Source organism: Pseudomonas persica, from assembly GCF_900291015.1.
GTDB lineage: Bacteria > Pseudomonadota > Gammaproteobacteria > Pseudomonadales > Pseudomonadaceae > Aquipseudomonas.
Genome location: NZ_OLKL01000006.1, coordinates 59884 through 80734 on the forward strand (window position 1 = coordinate 59884; position 20851 = coordinate 80734).

A 20851-nucleotide genomic window follows, 5' to 3' on the forward strand; every position below is an offset into this window, starting at 1 on the left:
GCACTGCCTTCCAGGCCTGTACGGTCCCTGTGGGAGCTGGCTTGCCGGCGATTGGGCTGCAAAGCAGCCCCCAGGGCCCTCAAATCAGATCCAGGAATGCCGCGCTGGCAAGGTACCGTTAAGGTGGTAAGCGCCAACCGCGTGGTACTTCCAGCGCACCGGGTCATGCAGGGTGTGCACCCGGGCATTGCGCCAGTGGCGGTCGAGGTTGAACTCGGCGAGGGTGGCGCGGCTACCGGCCAGCTCGAACAGCTTCTCGCTGGCCTGCAGGGCAACTTCGGTAGTCAGCACCTTGGCCTCGGCCACTGCTATCGAGGCCCGCGCCGCGCTGGCTGCATCGATCGGCGCCGCATGGACCTCGTCGAGTACTCGCGCGGCCTTGCGCAGCAGCGCTTCGGCAGCGTGCAGCTCGAGCTGCAGACGGCCGATGTCGGCGATTACATAGGGGTCGTCGCTGGCGCGGTCGACCTTGGCCTCGATCCATGGCCGGGCCTTTTCGCGCACGAAGCTGATGGCGTCTTCGATCGCCGCTTCGGCAATGCCGGCATCGATCGCCGCCTGGATCAACTGCGAGGCCGCGCCCTGGATGTTGGGAATGTCGCGCTGGCGCCAGTTGTCGATCACCAGGTCGGCAGCCACCGGTACCTGGTCGAGCAGCACGGTGCCGCTGGCAGTGGTGCGCTGGCCGAACCCGGACCAGTCATCGACGATGCGCAGCCCCGGGCTGCCCCGGCGTACGAACGCCAGGCGCTGGCGGCCTTCGTCGTCCAGTGCCTTGACCGCCACCCAGTGGGCGAACAGGGCACCGGTGGAATAGAACTTCTCGCCGCTGATGCGATAGCTGTCGCCGAGGCGGGTGATCCTGGCCTTGAGGGTGAGGGTGTCCTTGGTGCCGCGTTCGGGGCCGGCATTGCCGATGCGCCAGCCGTCGAGCACGCTGCGGAAGATCAGCGCCTGCTGCGCCTCGGTGGCGGTCAGGCGCAGCAGTTGCAGGATGCCGAACTGGTTCTGCGGGATTTGCCCCAGGGCGGGGTCGGCGGCGCTGATCAGGCGGAACACTTCGGCCACGGTCTCGAACGACACATCGGGGCCACCATGGGCCTTGGGTACGCTGATGCTACCCAGGCCGCTGCGGGTGAACAGTTCGATCTCGGCCCATGGCAGTTTGCGTTGCTGGTCGCGGCGGGCGGCCTGCTCGCGGGCGACCTCGGCCAGTTCGCGGGCTGCTTGCAGGGCTTCGGCGTCGTTGCGCAGTACCTTGGCCGGCAGCAGCAGGGGCGAGCTGTCGAGATCGCTGTGGAATTGGGTATCGGGTTGGCTGGACATCAGTACCGCTCCTTGGCTGCACTCAATGCCCGGGCGTTACGCACTGGGGTGATGGTGATCCTGACCATTCCTGACCTCACAAAAAAGTTATGCCGCTACAGCTGATCGCGGCAGATGTGTGCTGGTCCGGTGGTCCGGTTTATATACCCTAATGCTTTATAAAAACTTTATGAACTAACACTTTGGAATATGTATAGAAGGAGGGATTTGCAGTGGATGTGCCCGGCCTTTTCGCGGGTAGACCCGCTCCCACAGGGGCCTCACAGCTCTTGAGTGTGGTGGGAACCTTGTGGGAGCGGGTTTACCCGCGAAGAGGCCGGTGCAGGTTTACCCGGAGGCAGCAGTCCCGAGGAACTTGCGCAAGAACTGCCGGGTACGCTCCTCCTTCGGCGCCGCAAATAGCGCCTTGGCCTCGCCCTGTTCCACAATCATGCCCTTGTCGAAGAAGATCACCCGGTTCGCCACATCCCGGGCAAAAGTCATCTCGTGGGTGACGATGATCATGGTGCGCTTCTCCTCGGCCAAGCCGCGGATGGTCGCCAGCACTTCACCCACCAGTTCGGGGTCCAGCGCCGAGGTCGGTTCGTCGAACAGGATCACCTCCGGCTCCATGGCCAGGGCGCGGGCGATGGCCACCCGCTGCTGCTGGCCACCGGACAGGCGCCGCGGGTAGGCGTCTTCCTTGCCCGCCAGGCCGACCTTGGCCAGCAGGCGCCGGCCCAGTTCGATGGCCTGCTCGCGGGGCGTCTTCTTGACGATCACTGGTCCCTCGATCACGTTTTCCAGGGCCGTGCGGTGAGGGAACAGGTTGAAGTTCTGGAACACGAACCCGGCCTGCTGGCGCAAGCGGCGGATCGCACTTTGCTGCCCACCCAGCGGGCGGTTGGCGTCGATGCTGATGTCGCCAATCTGGATCTGCCCGGCATCGGGTGTTTCCAGCAAGTTGAGGCAACGCAGGAAGGTGGTCTTGCCGGAGCCGCTGGGGCCGATGATGGCCACCACTTCGCCGGGCTGCACGGTCAGGTCGATACCGTCGAGCACGGTCTGGCCCTTGAACCGCTTGGTCAGGCCTTGCACTTCAATCATGCTCAATGCTCCTGGTCATGCTGGTTGACTCGCGCTTCCATGCGGTTCTGGAAGTGCGCGAGGATGCTGCACAGCACCCAGTAGATGACCGCCACCGCCACGTACATGGTGAACACTTCAAAGGTGCGCGCGGTAATCAGCTGGGCCTGGCGGAACAGTTCGGGCACCTGGATGGTCGCCGCCAGGGCGGTGTCCTTGACCAGCGAGATGAAACTGTTGCCCAACGGTGGCAGGGCGGTGCGCAAGGCCTGGGGCAGGATCGCCCGGCGCATGGCCTGGACACGGGTCATGCCGATACTGGCAGCGGCTTCCCACTGGCCACGGTCGATCGAGGAAATCGCCGCGCGCAGGATTTCGCAGATGTAGGCGGCCATGTTCAGCGACAGGCCGATCAGCGAGGCCGGGATCGGGTCGAGCTCGATGCCGATCTGTGGCATGCCGAAGTAGATGACGAACAGCTGCACCAGCAGCGGCGTGCCGCGGAAGAACGACACGTAGACCCGCGCCAGCCAGTTAAGTGGCAAGATCTTCGACAACCGCATCAATGCCAGGGCAAAGCCCAGCAGCAGGCCGAAGAACATGCCGCCAACACTGAGCAGCACTGTATAACCCGCGCCCTTCAGCAGGAAGGGCGTGGAGTCGACAACGAGTTGCAGGCTTTCAGCGATCATTTGGTGACATCGGCACCGAAGTATTTCTCGGACAGCTTGGCCAGCGTGCCGTCAGCCTTGAGCTTGTCCAGCGCCTTGTTGATCGCTGCCAGCAGTTCCGGCTCGCCCTTGCGCAGCGTCACGCCGCTTTCCAGGCGTGAGAAAGCATCGCCGGCCAGTTCGGTGTCCTTGGCCTTTTGCGCGTATTCCAGCGCGGCCAGGCGGTCGATCAGGATGGCGTCGATGCGCCCGTTGCGCAGGTCGGCGAATTTGCTCGGGTCGTCTTCATAGGTGCGTACATCGGCTTGCGGCACGTCCTGCTTGACCCATTGCTCGTAGTTGGTGCCCAGGCCGACACCGACCTTCTTGCCGGCCAGGTCGGCAGCCTTGTGGATGTTCAGCTGCTCGGCTTTCTTCTTCAGGATCAGCGCCTGGATGCCGGAGATGGTGTAAGGCTCGGAGAAGTCATACTTCTTCTTGCGCTCTTCGGAAATGGTCACCTGGTTGATCACCACGTCCAGGCGCTTGGACTCCAGTGCGGCGAGGATGCCGTCCCACTTGGTCGGCTGTACCTTGGCCTTTACCCCCAGCTCCTTGGCCAGCAGCTCGGACAGCTCCACTTCGAAGCCGGTCAGCTTGCCGTTTTCGTCCTGGAAGCTGAACGGTGGGTAGGTGCCTTCAAGGCCGACGTTGATTACGCCTTTTTCCTGGATGGTCTTCAGCTGCTCGCCGGCGAAGGCCTGGCTGAGCAGGCCGGCACCCAGCAGGAGGGCCAGGCTGGCGTTGAGTAGCGGTTTGGCGAATTTCGACATGTCAGAGCCCCGCGCTTGTTGTGGAAGTAGTGGGTGGCGACTATAGGGTTGGCTGCTTAGGCCAGGAAATACTAAAAAATTATTTTGTTATTTCCGTTTTGGTATTTGCCAGTTGCTGGCTGCTTTGAGGGTAGGCGAGGTTGCCTGCTCCGTCATCGCGGCTTATGCCTGACTTAGCGCAGGATGGAATAAAGCGTTGTTTTTTCCAAGAGTCGGATTTGACGTAGAGTGGATTGCATGTAGGCAGGTCCGGCCCTTTCGCGGGTGAACCCGCTCCCACAGGGAACCCACAGATCTTGGCCCTTGTGGTGTACCTGCGGGAGCGGGTTTACCCGCGAAGAGGCCTGACCTGCCGATAAAAACAGTTGGCCTCTTCAGGCAGGAGAAAACCGTGAGCGAACAACCTTCATCCGGGCACTGGCAGTTGCAGAGCATCGTCACCGGCCTGCGCGGCGCCCGTGAACAATGGCGCACCCGCAACGGCCGCAGCAGCGGCGAGCAGGGCGGGCGTGAGCTGCCTTCGCGCGAGGCGATGCGGCAGATTCTGGAGCAACTGTGCGGCGCACTGTTCCCCATGCGCCTTGGCCCGGTCGACCTGCGCGAAGAAAGTGAAGACTTTTACGTAGGCCATACCCTGGATGCCGCGCTGACCGCCTTGCTGGCCCAGGCCCGCCTGGAGCTGCGCTACGCCGCGCGGCATAGCAAGGGCGAGCTGGCCGGCGTCGATGCTCATGCGCTGAGCCTGGTGCAGGGCTTCGCCGCTGCCTTGCCGGGCCTGCGCGTGCTGCTCGACACCGACGTGCTGGCCGCCTACCACGGTGACCCGGCGGCGCGCAGCGTCGATGAAGTGCTGCTGTGCTACCCGGGCATCCTGGCAATCATCCACCACCGCCTGGCGCATCACCTGTACCAGGCCGGCCTGCCGTTGCTGGCGCGGATCAGCTCGGAGCTGGCGCATTCGGCCACGGGGATCGACATTCACCCCGGGGCGCAGATCGGCCCGAGCTTCTTCATCGACCACGGTACTGGCGTGGTGATCGGCGAAACCGCGATCATCGGCGAGCGCGTGCGCATCTACCAGGCGGTGACCCTGGGCGCCAAGCGCTTCCCCAGCGATGAATCGGGCACCCTGCACAAGGGCCTGCCACGCCACCCGATCGTCGAGGATGATGTGGTGATCTATGCCGGGGCCACGGTGCTGGGGCGGATCACCATCGGCAAAGGCTCGACCATTGGCGGCAATGTGTGGCTGACCCGCAGTGTGCCGCCCGAGAGCAACATTACCCAGGCCAACCTGCAACTGGATTGCCAGGACAAGAACTGATCTGACATTTTCGTGGCCGAGACCGGCCTCTTCGAGGGTAAACCCGCTCCCACAGGGACTCCACAGATTTTGAGTCCTGTGCGGTACCTGTGGGAGCGGGTTTACCCGCGAAAGGGCCAGAACAGGAGGGCACCAATCAGCGCCGCAATTCGCATTGAAATCCGATCCATGTTTAACTTGAACGCTTGTTCAATGAAAAACGCTGGTCCGCTGCCGGTGTTCAACAGGAGGATTCCTTTGCTGAACCCGTTCATTCCGAGCCTTACGTCATTCGACGAGGTGCACCCCCAATGAGTGCACCGACCCCGTCCCTTGCCAACGGCAAGATCCGCATGAACCCCCCGGTGTTCTATTTCGCGGCAAGTTTCATCCTCATCTTCGGCCTGGTGGTCATTTCCTATCCGCAAGCAGCAGGCGACTGGTTGCTGGCGGCGCAGAACTGGGCGGCCAACACGGTCGGCTGGTACTACATGCTGGCGATGACGCTGTACCTGGTCTTCGTGGTGGTCACCGCCTTGTCCGGCTATGGCAAGATCAAGCTCGGTGCCGACCACGACGAGCCCGAGTTCAGCTACCTGTCGTGGGCCGGCATGCTGTTCGCCGCTGGCATCAGTATCACCTTGTTCTTCTTCTGCGTTTCCGAACCCCTGACCCACATGCTGCAGCCACCCCAGGGCGAAGCGGGCACGGTCGAGGCCGGGCGCCAGGCGATGCAGATCCTGTTCCTGCACTGGGGCCTGCATGGCTGGGGCGTGTTCGCCTTTGTCGGCATGGCCCTGGCCTACTTCGCCTACCGGCATAACCTGCCGCTGGCCTTGCGCTCGGCCTTGTACCCGTTGATCGGCAAGCGCATCAACGGGCCGATCGGTTATGCGGTGGATGGCTTCGGCATCATCGCCACAGTGTTCGGCCTGGGCGCCGACATGGGCTTTGGCGTGCTGCACCTGAACGCCGGTCTCGAGTACCTGTTCGGCATCAGCCACAGCCAGTGGGTGCAGGTGCTGCTCATCACCCTGATGATGGGCGCGGCGGTGGCCGTGGCCGTCGCCGGGGTGGAGAAGGGCGTGCGGGTGATGAGCGACATCAACCTGTTCCTGGCCTGTGCGCTGCTGCTGTTCGTGTTGTTCGCCGGGCCTACCCAACACCTGTTCAACACGCTGATCCAGAACCTCGGCGACTACCTGGGGGCCTTGCCGCGCAAGAGCTTCGACGTTTATGCCTACGGCGAGAACCGCGACTGGCTGGGCGGCTGGACGGTGTTCTACTGGGCCTGGTGGATTGCCTGGGCGCCGTTCGTGGGCCTGTTCATCGCCCGCATCTCCCGTGGCCGCACCATCCGCGAGTTCGTTTTCGGTGTGCTGCTGATTCCGCTGGGCTTCACCCTGGCGTGGATGTCGATCTTCGGCAACAGCGCCCTCGACCAGGTGATCAACCACGGCATGACCGCGCTGGGCCAGTCGGCGCTGGATAACCCGTCGATGAGCCTGTACCTGCTGCTGGAGACCTACCCCTGGAGCAAGACGGTGATCGCCATGACGGTGTTCATCAGTTTCGTGTTCTTCGTCACCTCGGCCGATTCGGGCACCGTGGTGCTGTCGACCTTGTCGGCCAAGGGCGGTGATACCGACCAGGACGGGCCGAACTGGCTGCGCATCTTCTGGGGTGCGATGACGGCGCTGATCACCAGTGCGCTGTTGTTCGCCGGCAGCATCGATTCGCTGAAGTCGGCGGTGGTGCTGACCTCGTTGCCGTTTTCGCTGATCTTGCTGTGCATGATGTGGGGGCTGCACAAGGCCTTCTACCTGGAGTCGCAACGGCAGATCGCACAGATGCATTCGCTGGCCCCGTTCGCCCAGTCACGCCGCGGCCGTGGCGGCTGGCGCCAGCGCCTGAGCCAGGCGGTGCACTTCCCGTCGCGTGATGAGGTGTACCGCTTCATGGACGACGTGGTGCGCCCGGCGATTGCCGATGTGCGTGAAGTGTTCGAGCAGAAGGGCTTGGTGCTGATTACCCAGGACGACCCGAGCCACGACAACGTCAGCCTGAAGATTGGCCACGGCGAGGAACAGCCGTTCATTTACCAGGTGCAGATGCGTGGCTACTTCACGCCATCGTTCGCCCTGGGTGGGTTGGGTACGCAGGAGTTGAAGAACCGCCGTTACTACCGGGCGGAGGTGCACCTGAGCGAAGGCAGCCAGAACTATGACCTGGTGGGCTACAGCAAGGAGCAGATCATCAACGACATCCTCGACCAGTACGAACGGCACATGCAGTTCCTGCATCTGGTCAGGTAATAACCTGCACCGGCCTCTTCGCGGATATAACACTGGCTTCAATACCGGTGCGGTACCTGTGGGAGCGGGTTTACCCGCGAAGAGGCCGGCACTGCTGATGCATTTCTATCAGAAGGGCGCATCTCCAAGAATGGTCGCCCGATGCATCACCCGTCGGTTCGGCCGGTAATCGTCCACGGCAAAATGTTGGGTCACGCGGTTGTCCCAGAACGCCACATCATTTTCCTGCCACCGCCAGCGAATGCTGAACTCCGTCCGCGTCGCATGGGCGAACAGCAGTTTCAGCAGCGCCTCGCTTTCCAGCTCGCTCAGCTGTGCGCGCACTACCGGGTGCGACAGCGGCGGGTTGTTGCGCCGCTTGGCGCTGCCAGGCTTTTTCGTCCCGATAGAACGATACGGAATTAGGGTATTAGCAAACGTTTGCAAATAACCAATAGTTATTAAAAAACGATCTACTACGAACTAATGGCAGTAACAGTTCCTAACATATTCCGTAAAAATCTTACCAATTCATAAAACGGTCATTTTGGATTTATAGGATTGTCATTATCCTGTAGCGCAGGTGGCGTCTTAGACCAAAGTCGCGAAACGTTTAGAAACGATTGACTTAACGGTCACCCTTTGGGACTAAATCGCCAATCCACGGTGAGCGGGGCAGAAGACCCCTCCGCCAGAGATACACAAAAATTAGAACGTAGAGGAGCAAAACATGTACAAGTCCAGCCTGGCTCTGGCCGTGGCACTGGGGGTTCTCGCCCAACAAGCAGGCGCTGCCGGTTTCGTCGAAGACAGCAAGCTGTCGCTCAGCTCGCGCACCATGTACTTCAACGATGACAACCGCGAAAGCGGTATTGACCAGAAAGAAAGCGGTCAGGGCTTCAAGCTCGACTACCTGTCTGGCTTCACCGAAGGCACCGTAGGTTTTGGTGTCGACGTTCAGGCACTGTGGGGCATTCACCTGGATGGTGGCCGTGGCAGCCGTCCAAATGCCAACAACACCTTCTTCCCAAGCGACTCCGATGGTTCGGCAGTCCATGACTGGGCACGCATTGGCGGTAATGCCAAGGCTCGCTTCTCCAAGACAGAGATCCACTACGGTAGCGCCCTGGCGCCTAACCTGCCGATCCTAGTCTCCAACGACGGTCGTCTGCTGCCGCAGACCTTCGAAGGTGGCACCCTGCAGTCGAAGGAAATCGACAATCTGACCCTCAACGCTGGTCAACTGACCCACGCCATGGGTCGTGCGTCGAGCAACCGTACCGGTCTTTCCGTTTCTGGCGCCTTCCGCGACAGCAACAAGTTCCAGTTCGCCGGTGGTGACTACAAGCTCACTCCAGACCTGACCCTGCAGTACTACTACTCGAACCTGGAAGACTTCTACAAGCAGCACTTCCTGGGTGCTACCCACGTCTTCAAGATTTCCGACAACCAGTCGTTCAAGACTGACCTGCGCTATTTCGACAGCAGCAGCGATGGCAAGAATGGCCAGACCGGTTACACCTTCGACAACAACGGTGGCTACGCGAAGAACGTGGGCGAGGTCGATAACAAGACCTGGAGCGCCATGTTCACTTATACCCTGGGTGGCCACGCGCTGATGCTCGGCCACCAGCAGGTGGGTGATGATGGTGGTTTCGTCTGGCTGAACCAGGGTAGCGTTCGCAAGGACGGCGCCACTTCTTCGCTGGAAGGCAATGGCGGCGCGAGCTTCTACCTGTTCACCGACAGCATGATCAACCAGTTCGCCCGCGCTGGCGAAAACACCACCTTCGGTCAGTACTCCTATGACTTCGCGGCCCTGGGCGTTCCAGGCCTTAAGGCTTCGGTTGCATACCTGCGTGGTGATGACATCAAGAATGCTAGGACCAGCGGTACCTACAACGAATGGGAACGTGACGCACGTGTCGACTACACCCTGCAGCAGGGTACCTTCAAAGGCCTGGGCTTCAGCCTGCGTCAAGGTGTCTACCGTGGTAGCGGCGAAAGCAACCCGGACAAAGATCAGACTCGCTTCATCGTGAACTACACTTACGCCTTCATGTAAGCTCTAGCGTTACCGAAAGAGCCTCGCCTAGTGCGAGGCTTTTTTGTGTCTGTAATCATAAATTCCATATAGTTATAAATAAATCGATATTTATTCTTTTTATTTTTAATCGAATGCAGGCACATTGAACCCACACGGTCCAGAACCCAGCACAGGAGCCGCAGCCCATGAGCCTCAAACTCGGCGATATCGCCCCCGATTTCGAACAGGATTCCAGCGAAGGCAAAATCCGCTTCCACGAGTGGCTGGGCAACAGCTGGGGGGTGTTGTTCTCTCACCCGGCCGACTTCACCCCGGTGTGCACCACCGAGCTGGGCCTGACTGCCAAGCTCAAGGACGAGTTCGCCAAGCGCGGGGTCAAGGCCATTGCTCTGTCGGTGGACCCGGTCGACTCGCACCACAAGTGGATCGATGACATCAACGAGACCCAGAACACCGTGGTCAATTTCCCGATCATCGCCGACGCCGACCGCAAGGTTTCCGACCTGTACGACCTGATCCACCCGAACGCCAGCGACACCCTGACCGTGCGCTCGCTGTTTGTCATCGACCCGAACAAGAAGGTACGCCTGACCATCACCTATCCGGCCAGTACCGGGCGCAACTTCAACGAAATCCTGCGGGTGATCGACTCGCTGCAGCTGACCGACAACCACAAGGTCGCCACGCCAGGTAACTGGCAGGACGGTGACGATGTGGTGATCGTGCCCTCGCTCAAGGACGAGGAAGAGATCAGGCAGCGCTTTCCCAAAGGTTATCGGGCGGTCAAACCCTATCTGCGGCTGACCCCGCAGCCCAATCGTTAAAGAATTCCTCGTTGCATTGCTCTTAGCCATAGCAGGGATATTCGGGCCGTTTCGACGGCCCTTTTTTATGCCTGCAGGAAACGTGTGCCCCCCTTCGCGGGTAAACCCGCGCCCACAGGAATCGCACGCGAAAGGGCCGGCACAGAAGGTTGATAAAATGGAATAAACAAATGAAAAAATATGATTTCTAGATATATGCGGTGGCTGTTAATGTCACTCCCAACAGAACACAAGGAAGCGCTGCAATGCTGGTCGTCTCAATCGGTGGTAGCCCCAGTCCCCGTTCACGCTCCGGCGTGCTGCTGGAGCGTTCGCGCCAGTGGCTACAGGACCGTGGCGTCGAGGTAGTGACGTTCCAGGTACGTGACTTCCCCGCCGAAGACCTGCTGCACGCCCGTTTCGACAGCCCGCAGGTGCAGCACTTCCAGCAGCTGGTGGCGCAGGCCGATGGCCTGATCGTCGCTACTCCGGTGTACAAGGCATCGTTTGCCGGGGCGCTGAAAACCTTGCTTGACCTGCTGCCCGAACGCGCCCTGGCGCACAAGATCGTGTTGCCGATCGCCACTGGCGGCAGCATCGCCCACATGCTGGCGGTGGATTACGCACTCAAGCCCGTGCTGTCGGCACTCAAGGCGCAGGAGACCCTGCAAGGGATCTTCGCCGACGACAGCCAGGTCGCTTACGCGCAGGGCGGCAAGCCCGCGCAGCTGGTACCGGCACTGGACGAGCGTCTGCACGACTCGCTGGAAACCTTCTACGTTGCGCTGGCCCGTCGGCCGCGCCCCGTGGTCCCCGGTGTACTGAATGAACGCCTGATCAGCGCTCGCTGGAGCATCTGACCGGCCCGACCCGCTTCACCACCTTACTCGCCCGACAACGAGGCAAGCAGGTGCCACCCGAACCCACTCGCACAGGAGAGCGCCATGCGCACAGTCTTCTTGCGTCGCGGTCTGGTCGCCCTGTTTGCGGCGGCTGTGTCCTTCGGCGCCATCACCCAAGCCCAGGCCGAGAGCCTGCGTATCGGTTACCAGAAATACGGCACCCTGGTGCTGCTCAAGGCCAAGGGCACGCTGGAAAAGCGCCTGGCCGAGCAGGGCGTGCAGGTGCAATGGACCGAGTTCCCCGGCGGCCCGCAGCTGCTTGAAGGACTGAACGTCGGCTCCATCGATTTTGGCGTCACCGGCGAAACCCCACCGGTGTTCGCCCAGGCCGCCGGTGCCGATCTGTTGTACGTCGCCTACGAGCCGCCAGCGCCGCACAGCGAGGCGATCCTGGTACCGAAGGGCTCGCCGATCCAGTCGGTCAAAGACCTCAAGGGCAAGAAAGTCGCTCTCAACAAAGGCTCCAACGTCCACTACCTGCTGGTCCGCGCCCTGGAGGACGCGGGCCTGAAGTACAGCGACATCCAGCCGGTGTACCTGCCCCCGGCCGACGCCCGTGCCGCCTTCGAGCGCGGCAGCGTGGACGCCTGGGTGATCTGGGACCCGTACCAGGCTGCCGCCGAGAAACAGCTGCAGGCTCATACCCTGCGCGACGGCAAGGGCCTGGTCGACAACCATCAGTTCTACCTGGCCACCCGCAACTACGCGACCCAGCACCCGGCAGTGATCAATACCCTGATTGAAGAAGTGCGCGCCGTAGGTGAATGGTCCCAGGCCAACCCTCAGCAGGTCACTGACCAGGTCGCCCCCCTGCTCGGCCTGCCTGTGGACATCACCCTGACCTCGGTCAAGCGCCAGGGCTACGGTGCGGCAACGCTCACCCCCGAAGTGATAGCCGCGCAACAGAAGATCGCAGACGCCTTCCAGGCACTCAAGCTGATACCCAAGCCGCTGAGCATCAAGGATGTGATCTGGACCCCACCGGCCAAGGTCGCCAGCGCGCCTTGATTGATTTGCCTGAGCCGGGGCGTCACTCCGGCTTGAGCCACCCCTGAGGAGACAACTCCAATGAGCCTTAACATTTTCTGGTTCCTCCCTACCCATGGTGACGGCAAGTACCTGGGCACTTCCGAGGGCGCCCGCGCCGTCGACCACGGCTACCTGCAGCAGATCGCCCAGGCTGCCGACCGCCTCGGTTTTGGCGGGGTGCTGATCCCCACCGGACGCTCCTGCGAGGATTCCTGGCTGGTGGCAGCGTCGCTGATCCCAGTGACCGAGCGCCTGAAATTCCTGGTCGCCCTGCGCCCCGGGATCATTTCGCCGACCGTGGCGGCACGCCAAGCGGCAACCCTTGACCGCCTGTCCAATGGCCGCGCGCTGTTCAACCTGGTGACCGGTGGCGATCCGGATGAGCTGGCTGGTGATGGCCTGCACCTTAGCCATGAAGAGCGCTATGAAGCCTCGGTAGAATTCACCCGTATCTGGCGCAGGGTGCTGGAAGGTGAAAACGTCGATTACGACGGCAAACACATTCAGGTGAAGGGCGCCAAGCTGCTCTATCCACCGATCCAGCAGCCTCGACCACCCCTGTATTTCGGTGGTTCGTCCGAAGCTGCGCAGGACCTGGCCGCCGAGCAGGTCGAGCTATACCTGACCTGGGGCGAGCCACCGGCAGCCGTTGCCGAAAAAATCGCGCAGGTGCGTGAAAAAGCTGCCGCTCAAGGCCGGGAAGTCCGCTTCGGTATCCGCCTGCATGTGATCGTGCGGGAAACCAACGAGGAAGCCTGGGCTGCTGCCGACCGCCTGATCTCGCATCTGGACGATGACACCATCGCCCGTGCCCAGGCATCGCTGGCGCGTTTCGACTCGGTGGGCCAGCAGCGCATGGCGGCCCTGCACGGCGGCAAACGCGACAACCTGGAAGTCAGCCCCAACCTCTGGGCGGGTGTCGGCCTGGTACGTGGCGGTGCCGGCACTGCACTGGTCGGCGATGGCCCGACCGTGGCTGCACGGGTCAAGGAATATGCCGAGCTGGGCATCGATACCTTCATCTTCTCCGGTTACCCGCACCTGGAAGAATCGTACCGGGTGGCCGAGCTGCTGTTCCCGCATCTGGATGTGCAACGCCCGGAGCAAGCCATGACTGGCGGTTATGTGAGCCCGTTTGGCGAAATGGTGGCCAACGACATCCTGCCCAAGTCCGTCGCGCAGAGCTGAGGGCCAGGCCATGACTCGTGCAACTTTCAACAACCTGGCCCAGCGCCTGGCGCCGTGGGCGCTGCCGGTACTGCTGCTGGCGGTCTGGCAGCTGGCGGTCAGCGCTGGCTGGTTGTCGACGCGCATCCTGCCGGCGCCCAGCGCCGTGGTCAGCGCCGGCATCGAGCTGGTGCGCAGTGGCGAGATCTGGACTCACCTGGCCATCAGTGGCTGGCGTGCCGGGCTGGGCTTTGTCATCGGTGGCAGCATCGGCCTGGTGCTGGGCTTCATCACCGGCCTGTCGAACTGGGGCGAACGCCTGCTCGACAGCTCGGTGCAGATGATCCGCAACGTGCCACACCTGGCGCTGATCCCGCTGGTGATCCTGTGGTTCGGTATCGACGAGTCGGCAAAGATCTTCCTGGTCGCGCTGGGCACGTTGTTTCCGATCTACCTGAACACCTACCACGGCATCCGCAACGTCGACCCGGCGCTGGTGGAGATGGCGCGCAGCTATGGCCTGTCCGGCTTCAGCCTGTTCCGCCAGGTGATCCTGCCCGGGGCGCTGCCTTCGATCCTGGTCGGTGTGCGTTTTGCCCTGGGCTTCATGTGGCTGACCCTGATCGTTGCCGAAACCATCTCGGCCAACGCCGGCATTGGTTACCTGGCAATGAACGCCCGCGAATTCCTGCAGACCGACGTGGTGGTGCTGGCCATCGTCCTGTATGCCGTGCTCGGCAAGCTTGCCGACCTCGCCGCCCGCGGCCTGGAACGTGTGTGGCTGCGCTGGCACCCGGCCTATCAAGTGGCCAGGAAGGAGGGCGCATGAGCGTACTCAAGGAGCAGCCGCCACGCCTGCTGCGTGGTATCCCGCTGGCTTCCAGCGGCCTGCGCAAGACCTTTGGTCAGCGCGAAGTGCTCAAGGGCATCGAACTGCATATTCCGGCCGGCCAGTTCGTCGCCATCGTCGGCCGCAGCGGCTGCGGCAAGAGTACCTTGTTGCGCTTGCTGGCCGGCCTCGACCAGCCCACTGCAGGCCAGTTGCTGGCCGGTGCCGCGCCGCTGGAACAGGCCCGCGAAGAGACCCGCCTGATGTTCCAGGACGCGCGCCTGCTGCCGTGGAGGAAAGTAATCGACAACGTTGGCCTGGGCCTGTCTGGCGACTGGCGCCCGCGTGCGCTGGAAGCGTTGGAGTCAGTTGGCCTGGCCGACCGCGCCAATGAATGGCCGGCAGCGCTCTCGGGTGGCCAGAAGCAGCGTGTGGCCCTGGCCCGGGCGCTGATTCACCAGCCACGCCTGCTGCTGCTGGACGAGCCGCTCGGTGCACTGGATGCATTGACCCGTATCGAGATGCAGCAACTGATCGAACGCCTGTGGCGTCAGCACGGTTTCACCGTGTTGCTGGTTACCCACGATGTCAGCGAGGCAGTCGCCGTGGCTGACCGGGTGATCCTGATCGAGGACGGCGAGGTCGGGCTCGACCTCACTGTCGACCTGGCACGGCCTCGGGCGCGTGGTTCGCACCGCCTGGCCGCGCTGGAAAGCGAAGTGCTCAACCGTGTTCTGTCGGCCCCGGGCGTTGCGCCCGAGCCGGATCCTGTAGCCCCGCTGCCCACGCAGCTGCGGTGGGCGCACTGAATGACTCACTCACCAGACTGAAGCCAAAGAGAAGGAAGCCAATCATGACCATCAAAGCCATCAACGTTCGCAACCAGTTCAAAGGCACCGTGAAAGAAATCCTCGAAGGGCCGGTACTGTCGGAAATCGACGTGCAGACTGCCTCGGGCATCGTCACTTCGGTCATCACTACCCGCTCCGTGCGTGAGCTGGAGCTGCAGGTGGGCAGTGAGGTGATTGCCTTTGTCAAATCGACTGAAGTGTCTATCGCCAAGCTGTAAGCGGTCACCACCTGGGTTGGCTGCCAGCCCAGGTGGTGACACAGGATCAACTGGCCGGCCGCAGGTTTTCAAATAGCTTGCTAGCTTGCGTCTCGGTCATGCTGCCCCGCCAGGCGCCTTCGCCCAGGTCGCGTTCGCGCGCCAGTTTCAGGTGGCCTGCCTCCAGCCGTGTAAAGCCGTGTGCCGGTTTCTGCCGGAAGTGGAAGTGCGCATACCACAATACTTGCCGGGTAACCCGATCGAGGATGCGATATTCCTCCAGATACTCGACGGGCTTGCCCTTGCGGTCCAGCTTGGGGGGCAAGGTACGCGACCAGGCAATTTCCACTTCTTGCTGCTCAACCAGGTATTCCAGGTAACCCACGGTCGGCTTGCTGGTCGCTTTGGTCTGGGCGGTGCGCAACTGGCGGCCCAGTGCCTCCATTTGCTCGGCGGCGGTTGCCAGCCTTTGTGTCAAGGCGGTTTGCTCAGCAGTCATGGTGTTGCCCGCTTTCTGGCGAATCCTGTCGGCGATGAAGCGCAGTTGCTGCGCGTGTCCCTGGGCGATGTCTTGCAGATCAACAGGCAACGCTTGCGGTATCTGGTACTGGCGCAGCCTGGCCTGTTGCCGTGGGACATCCTCCAGACGCGCAGTGGCAGTTTTCACCAGGCTAGACATCGACTGCGTAGGCGCCGTGGGTACTGGCGCGGATATTTGCCAATGACCTGCCTCGTTCCTGGCATAGACGGTATGGGGCTGATCGGAATGCGGCTGGTTGATGCGCATGCGTGTCTGCCCGTGCTCCACGAACTCGTTGCCGATCCGCGGCCCGTCCGCGGTTTCGAACAAGCGCGGTCGGCTAGCGCCACGACCGGGTTTGCTGGCAGTGCGTTGCCGGGCCGTGTTGATCTTGCCGAGGGTGTTCTCGATTTCATCGATCAACTGGCGCAACAGTTGGCGCAAAGCCTGGGTTTCAGTAGCTGACAGTAGCTCCTCGAAGTTGTCTTGCCATGCCGTGACATGGCTCAGAAAGCGCTGATAGTGGCTTTGCGCATTGCTCAGGAAGCTGCGTTCCTGGGTTCTGCCAAGGCTGGCGTTCGGCATCTGCAGGTGACTGTAGAGGACGTTGCGCAACGCAGTACCTTGTTCATTGAAATGCACCAGGAATGCGCCCAATTGCGGATGCTCGACAGCGCTAGCATCGAACAGCGTCGACGAGAGGATGGATGCTCGAACGAGTTGTGCATTGGTCACGTCAAGCGTCATGCCCGTACCTTCAACCTTCCTCAGGTAATCGGTCAGTGCCCTGCCCTGCAAGACATTGCGCCTGGCGTTATGGCGAATAGCCAAGCGCTCTACTTCCAGCAAGGTAGCAATCATTTCCCTGTTTGCCTTCAGCGAGTCCTGTGTCAGGCGCATTACCAATGCGGCGGGGGCTGTGGGCCCGGGCAGAGCCTGGATTGCATTCACTGCCAGCCTTACCTCATTCGTAGCCATGACGAGACGGTCGGAAATCAGCTGCATATCGAGAACGCTCATTTCGCTGATGTTTTCCTCACACAGTGAGACGAACCTGGTGTAGTCCGCCCTGCTCAAGGTCGCCCGGTGTTCCCTGAGGCGGGCAATGCTGCGCGAGTTGAATTCGATATTCTGGTTGAGCTCATCACTCAGTTGATTGCGTGCGCTGACGATTGCTGCCTTGTGCGCATCGGTCAGTGGTACTTCGGCGGCCTGTCGTTTGGTTGTGTTGTAAGCCGTCTGTTTGGAGCGCATGCGTAGGACGATGCGTTTGAGTTCGTCGTTTATGTCGTGTGCGAGCGCCATACCGGTCAACCTTGGCGGTTGTCGGCGAAGCGCCATGCGCCAGTAGGCTACGCCATGGTTGTAGAGGGTAGTGAGCGCGCCACCGCCACCAGCCAGGCCGTTGTCGACCAGCAGACCGCTCAGCCTGCCAGGGGTATCCCATATGCCCTGATCATTCAGGCGCACTGCTTGACGGTAGGAGCGGGTGCCCTGGGGTTTGAGCCTCCAGCTAGCGTTTGTCGGATCCCACTCGACGGCGTGCCATACGTTGTTACGCGCAATGTATTGTTGCCGGGTTGCTACGTGCTCGAATACCCCCACGCCTTGCGGGTGCGTGGAGCGCACCATCGGGCCTGTTGGCAACTCCACTTCATAACCGGCAAACGGGCTGGGGCGCATTTTGCGAATACTGGCCACAGGCCGAAGGGTGCCTCCGCTCTGGCGTTGCCGGGTCAACTGGCGTGCCGTCGTCGCAGGCCCGGCGGGGATGGCAGCCAGCGGCGCTAGGGTGAGAACGGCATCATTCAATGATTGCAGCAGGCTGGTCAGGTGTTGGAGGCCCTCTTCCACATTGCTTGCTTCGAAGGCCCTGACGGCGGCGTTCGCCGCCTGCCAGCCATCGTAAAGCGCGATCGCCGTGGCCACGCCTGGCAAGAAGCAAAGCGCCAGTTTCAGCCCCATGAAGAAATGATGGTCGAAGGTGTCGGCGGCCGTTAGCGCCAGGTCGGCCTGACTGCGTGAGGTGGCGCGGTGCTTGCGGATTCGCTCGCCCATGTCCAGGTGAGACTCATGCGCCGACAAGGATTCGGAGCGCGCCGAACCGATCCCGATGAAGCCGCTGAAGTTCTTTTGCTGGGCAGTCTTGATGTAGCTTGCATGGCGGTCCGGGTCGCCAGACTGGGACCGGGCAGCCAGAAAACGGGCCATCTTGTCGTCCAGCGCCATGCGTTGCAGGGCTCGGCAGGCCTCGGAGGGGCTGGCGTACTGGCTGATGACCTTGCCATTGGGTGCATCCGGAATATACAGCAGCACGGGCCCCGTCGAGCCCTTTATGACATGGATGGCTGAAAGCCCCACGCTGTCGCTTGAGCCGTCTGCTGCCTCACCAGGTCTAAGTATCACCGGATGATAGGCTATCGTTCTGGCTGTTACCGTATCGGCCTGTTTCTGGCAGAACTGTTCCAGCAGGCGCTGGCCATCGGCGTCAAGGCTGGTCGGGCGGGAAAGCACCAGCAATCGCAGGCGGTGTTGGAAAGGGAGACGGAGGGTTTCCTGGCGCCATTGCACCTGCCAGGACGACTCCTGCTCGAATCCCTGGTACGCACTGATGATGCGTTTTTCATAGCTGCCCGCCATGTCCATTTGTTCGATCAGCTTGGCAATGTAGGCCGGGGTAATCGTTTTTTGCAGTAACGGGTTGCTGGCCGGCTCGAACTTGATCCTGGCGTTGCCCAGTCGCAGGCGCCGTTCATCATCGAGCGCCCACAGCATGAATGACTCCAGGGCAACGTCACTGCGCGCCTCGCTGAATACTGCTACCTCTCTTGATCCGGCGCCACCGATTGCCGATTGACCAGTCACAATCCTTTTCAGGGTGACGCTGTCGGCGATGTCGAGGGTAATTTGCGGTATTTGCCGCAGGTTGAATTCGCTGCGCAGGTGTTGCTGCAGTTTCACCCGGGCGAATTGCTGGCGCGGTGGCAGGCTCCGTCTGAGCAACTCGCCAGAGGCATGTAGAGAGCGCTCCAGCGAGCTTATGTGGGTGGCCAGTTCGGTCAGCTGTTGCGTGCCAAGGTGCCGCAATGGTGTCAGTTGCGTCTGGATATAGCTGCTGCGGTTCTGTTCCGCGAACCGCGCCAGAGCCTGCGCCCTGGCGCGGTTTTCACTTATGCACAGGCGCTGTCTGCATTGCTCCCTTGTAGCGTTGGCGGGGAGCGCGTTGATGACAGTCTGCACGCAATGCTGCATGAAGTGCCTAAGAACAGGAAGGTACTTGAGGGTTATCGTTGGCGAGTTGGCCAGCACCGCGAAAAGCCGTGAGGTGTCGGTTGGCAGGGCAGACTCGAGCAGTGCGTCCGGCCATGCGCCGTGGAGGGTAGCCAGCAGGCGTCTGTTGAGCTCGGTCTCATTCTCGAATGCCATCAGGCCGCCGCGCTGGCCAGGCCGGTAGAGCAGCACCGTATCATCCTGGGCGACGTCATCGTCTTCGGGGATGGCACGGAATGTCATGTAGCCACACAGCTGCCAGGTATGGTCGCCAGCAACCAGTTCCAGCGCGCTGACCTGCACCTGGCGTTGCAGACTCGGTACAGGCCTGTCGACGAGCTGTTCGATCCAGTCCAGATGGGATGCTGACAGGTTGCCTAACGTATTCTGCAGACGTGCTTCTTTCAGCAGGGCCTGGCACAACCCCTGGCTGATCTGTTCTGCCCGGCTCAGTTCACCGCTGTTTGCCTGCAGGTCGTTGCGCGTCACCGGCTCGGGCAGCGTTAACAGGAAGGTGTCCAGCGAATCCTGCAGCAGGTCCAGGGCGGCTTGGCGTTCACGCAATAGCGTTACCTTGGCCGAAGTGGGTGCTACTTCGCCATCCAGATACTGTTCCAGCAGTGCTGCCTGGTGCTCGATATGCTGATTGCGCCAGCCTATCGGCGTGTACTCCTCCAGGCAGGCAAAGTGAACCTCTTCGTCCGCCAGTGCGAGGTCGGCCGCGATCACCTCGTCGATAGTGGCTTCGACCGTGGGGGACAGGGACGCCCGCACGATCGTGTTGCGCTTGGCCTCCCAGATCTGTAAATCAGTCCAGTCCAGGGGGCTGGTTTCGCTGTGCTTGCTGGCCTGTAGTAGATAATGGTCGGAAACCGCCTGGAACTGCAGCAGATATTCCGCTATTTGCGTGCTGAAGCCATCCTCATGAATCCTCGTGACGATAACGTCGTCGCGTGTGCCGGCGGAAATTGGCGACCTGGGGTCCGACCAAAACATGAAGCGATTCAGGAAGATCCAGTCGCGCATGTTTTCAAGGCTAGCGAACGCCAGGACTGTGTTCTGTACGCTCGGCAGGTAAATTAGCCAGCGTGTGTCGCTGGCTTGCGGGCCGATCAACAGTGCTGCCGTGCTGGTAAGCCGGCGTCCGGTTGGAAGGCGCCATTCCACGTGTGCATGGGGCGGTTCGGGCTGTTTACCTTGCTGCCAGCTTTTGCTGTCCAGCTCGCCGATACCGAACGCAATATCCAGGCTGCTGGAGAAATGTTGACGCAGCAGGTTGCTTGCGTGTTTTTGCCGCGACACGGCAGTGCCCGGCATTCGCCCCTTCCAGTAGTCGCTGTCAGCGCGCAGTTTCGCTGCGTTCACAATCGGTGTGAGGTTGTATGTCCAGTCTGCGGCAGTCCATTTGGCCTGTGCCGCTGAGTGGTCGAAACCCCATGTGGACCAATCGGCAAAGGGGTTGGCGAACACTGGGCCAGCCAGTAGGCGAGCAGCGAAGGTCAGCATGGTCACTTGGTGTTCGCCATAGAGCAGGCCACACTCGGTGGGGTCTACCTGCAGGTGAGCTTGCAACGCGTTATGCACGGTTTGACGCAATTCCGGGGCTTGGCTGAAAAGGCTGCGCAGTTGCTCGGCACAACTTTTCTGCGTTTGCCGGGCGGCCACGAGGAGATTGCTTTTGCCGGCCAACTGATGGCCGATGGTGGCTGTGTTGGCGCGAGGTAACGCCTTGACGATGTCGGGGCTGCGTTCTGATGTTGGCATG

15 protein-coding genes and 1 pseudogene are annotated in these 20851 nt (G+C 61.5%); 10 read left to right on the forward strand and 6 right to left on the reverse strand.

The annotated features are described in order from the left end of the window. Window positions 1-84 precede the first annotated feature (84 nt). From FQ664_RS01480 to tcyJ, 4 genes are all read right to left on the reverse strand, one after another. Window positions 85-1326 (reverse strand): SfnB family sulfur acquisition oxidoreductase, encoded by a 1242-nt coding sequence (locus FQ664_RS01480; RefSeq protein WP_144170141.1) that lies wholly within the window; start codon window positions 1324-1326, stop codon window positions 85-87. Window positions 1327-1653: 327 nt separating this feature from the next. Continuing rightward, complete coding sequence (gene tcyN, locus FQ664_RS01490; RefSeq protein ID WP_144170142.1) at window positions 1654-2412, reverse strand: L-cystine ABC transporter ATP-binding protein TcyN; 759 nt, start codon at window positions 2410-2412, stop codon at window positions 1654-1656. Window positions 2413-2414: 2 nt separating this feature from the next. Next, window positions 2415-3083 (reverse strand): cystine ABC transporter permease, encoded by a 669-nt coding sequence (tcyL, locus tag FQ664_RS01495; RefSeq protein WP_063914445.1) that lies wholly within the window; start codon window positions 3081-3083, stop codon window positions 2415-2417. Then, window positions 3080-3874, reverse strand: a complete 795-nt coding sequence (gene tcyJ, locus FQ664_RS01500; protein ID WP_144170143.1) for a cystine ABC transporter substrate-binding protein — start codon at window positions 3872-3874, stop codon at window positions 3080-3082. Before tcyJ ends, tcyL begins: the two co-directional genes overlap by 4 nt. A 391-nt stretch (window positions 3875-4265) precedes the next feature. Between tcyJ and epsC the strand changes: the two genes are divergently transcribed. Further along, entirely contained in the window at window positions 4266-5198 is a 933-nt protein-coding gene (epsC, locus tag FQ664_RS01505; protein WP_144170144.1) for a serine O-acetyltransferase EpsC, read from the forward strand. A 332-nt stretch (window positions 5199-5530) separates the two neighbouring features. Beyond that, window positions 5531-7492, forward strand: a complete 1962-nt coding sequence (gene betT, locus FQ664_RS01510; RefSeq protein ID WP_178090939.1) for a choline transporter BetT — start codon at window positions 5531-5533, stop codon at window positions 7490-7492. A 108-nt stretch (window positions 7493-7600) separates the two neighbouring features. On the opposite strand, the pseudogene FQ664_RS01515 reads toward betT, so the two are convergent. Then, a pseudogene (locus FQ664_RS01515) lies at window positions 7601-7849 on the reverse strand (TauD/TfdA family dioxygenase); the annotation flags it as partial. 352 nt (window positions 7850-8201) lie between these two features. Here FQ664_RS01515 and FQ664_RS01520 point away from each other — a divergent pair. The 8 genes from FQ664_RS01520 to FQ664_RS01555 all read left to right on the forward strand — a co-directional run bounded on the left by FQ664_RS01520 (window position 8202) and on the right by FQ664_RS01555 (window position 15317). Then, window positions 8202-9536: an OprD family porin gene (locus FQ664_RS01520; protein ID WP_144170146.1), complete on the forward strand. Its 1335-nt coding sequence runs from the start codon at window positions 8202-8204 to the stop codon at window positions 9534-9536. Window positions 9537-9703: 167 nt separating this feature from the next. Then, on the forward strand, window positions 9704-10342 hold the full coding sequence (locus FQ664_RS01525) for a peroxiredoxin (protein WP_144170147.1): 639 nt from the start codon (window positions 9704-9706) through the stop codon (window positions 10340-10342). Window positions 10343-10587: 245 nt separating this feature from the next. Beyond that, on the forward strand, window positions 10588-11181 hold the full coding sequence (gene ssuE / locus FQ664_RS01530) for an NADPH-dependent FMN reductase (protein ID WP_144170148.1): 594 nt from the start codon (window positions 10588-10590) through the stop codon (window positions 11179-11181). A gap of 84 nt (window positions 11182-11265) precedes the next feature. Next, window positions 11266-12231: a sulfonate ABC transporter substrate-binding protein gene (locus tag FQ664_RS01535; protein ID WP_144170149.1), complete on the forward strand. Its 966-nt coding sequence runs from the start codon at window positions 11266-11268 to the stop codon at window positions 12229-12231. Between the two features lie 60 nt (window positions 12232-12291). After that, window positions 12292-13440 (forward strand): FMNH2-dependent alkanesulfonate monooxygenase, encoded by a 1149-nt coding sequence (gene ssuD, locus FQ664_RS01540; RefSeq protein WP_144170150.1) that lies wholly within the window; start codon window positions 12292-12294, stop codon window positions 13438-13440. Between the two features lie 10 nt (window positions 13441-13450). Continuing rightward, window positions 13451-14248: an aliphatic sulfonate ABC transporter permease SsuC gene (ssuC, locus tag FQ664_RS01545; protein ID WP_144170151.1), complete on the forward strand. Its 798-nt coding sequence runs from the start codon at window positions 13451-13453 to the stop codon at window positions 14246-14248. Continuing rightward, on the forward strand, window positions 14245-15057 hold the full coding sequence (gene ssuB / locus FQ664_RS01550; protein WP_144170152.1) for an aliphatic sulfonates ABC transporter ATP-binding protein: 813 nt from the start codon (window positions 14245-14247) through the stop codon (window positions 15055-15057). The genes ssuC and ssuB overlap by 4 nt, the downstream gene beginning before the upstream one ends. Window positions 15058-15101: 44 nt before the next feature. After that, the gene (locus tag FQ664_RS01555) at window positions 15102-15317 is read left to right on the forward strand and encodes a TOBE domain-containing protein (protein WP_003255829.1); all 216 of its coding nucleotides are present in this window, start codon (window positions 15102-15104) and stop codon (window positions 15315-15317) included. Between the two features lie 46 nt (window positions 15318-15363). Here FQ664_RS01555 and FQ664_RS01560 read toward each other — a convergent pair whose 3' ends face one another. Beyond that, window positions 15364-20850: a dermonecrotic toxin domain-containing protein gene (locus FQ664_RS01560; protein WP_144170153.1), complete on the reverse strand. Its 5487-nt coding sequence runs from the start codon at window positions 20848-20850 to the stop codon at window positions 15364-15366. Window position 20851: the final 1 nt, after the last annotated feature.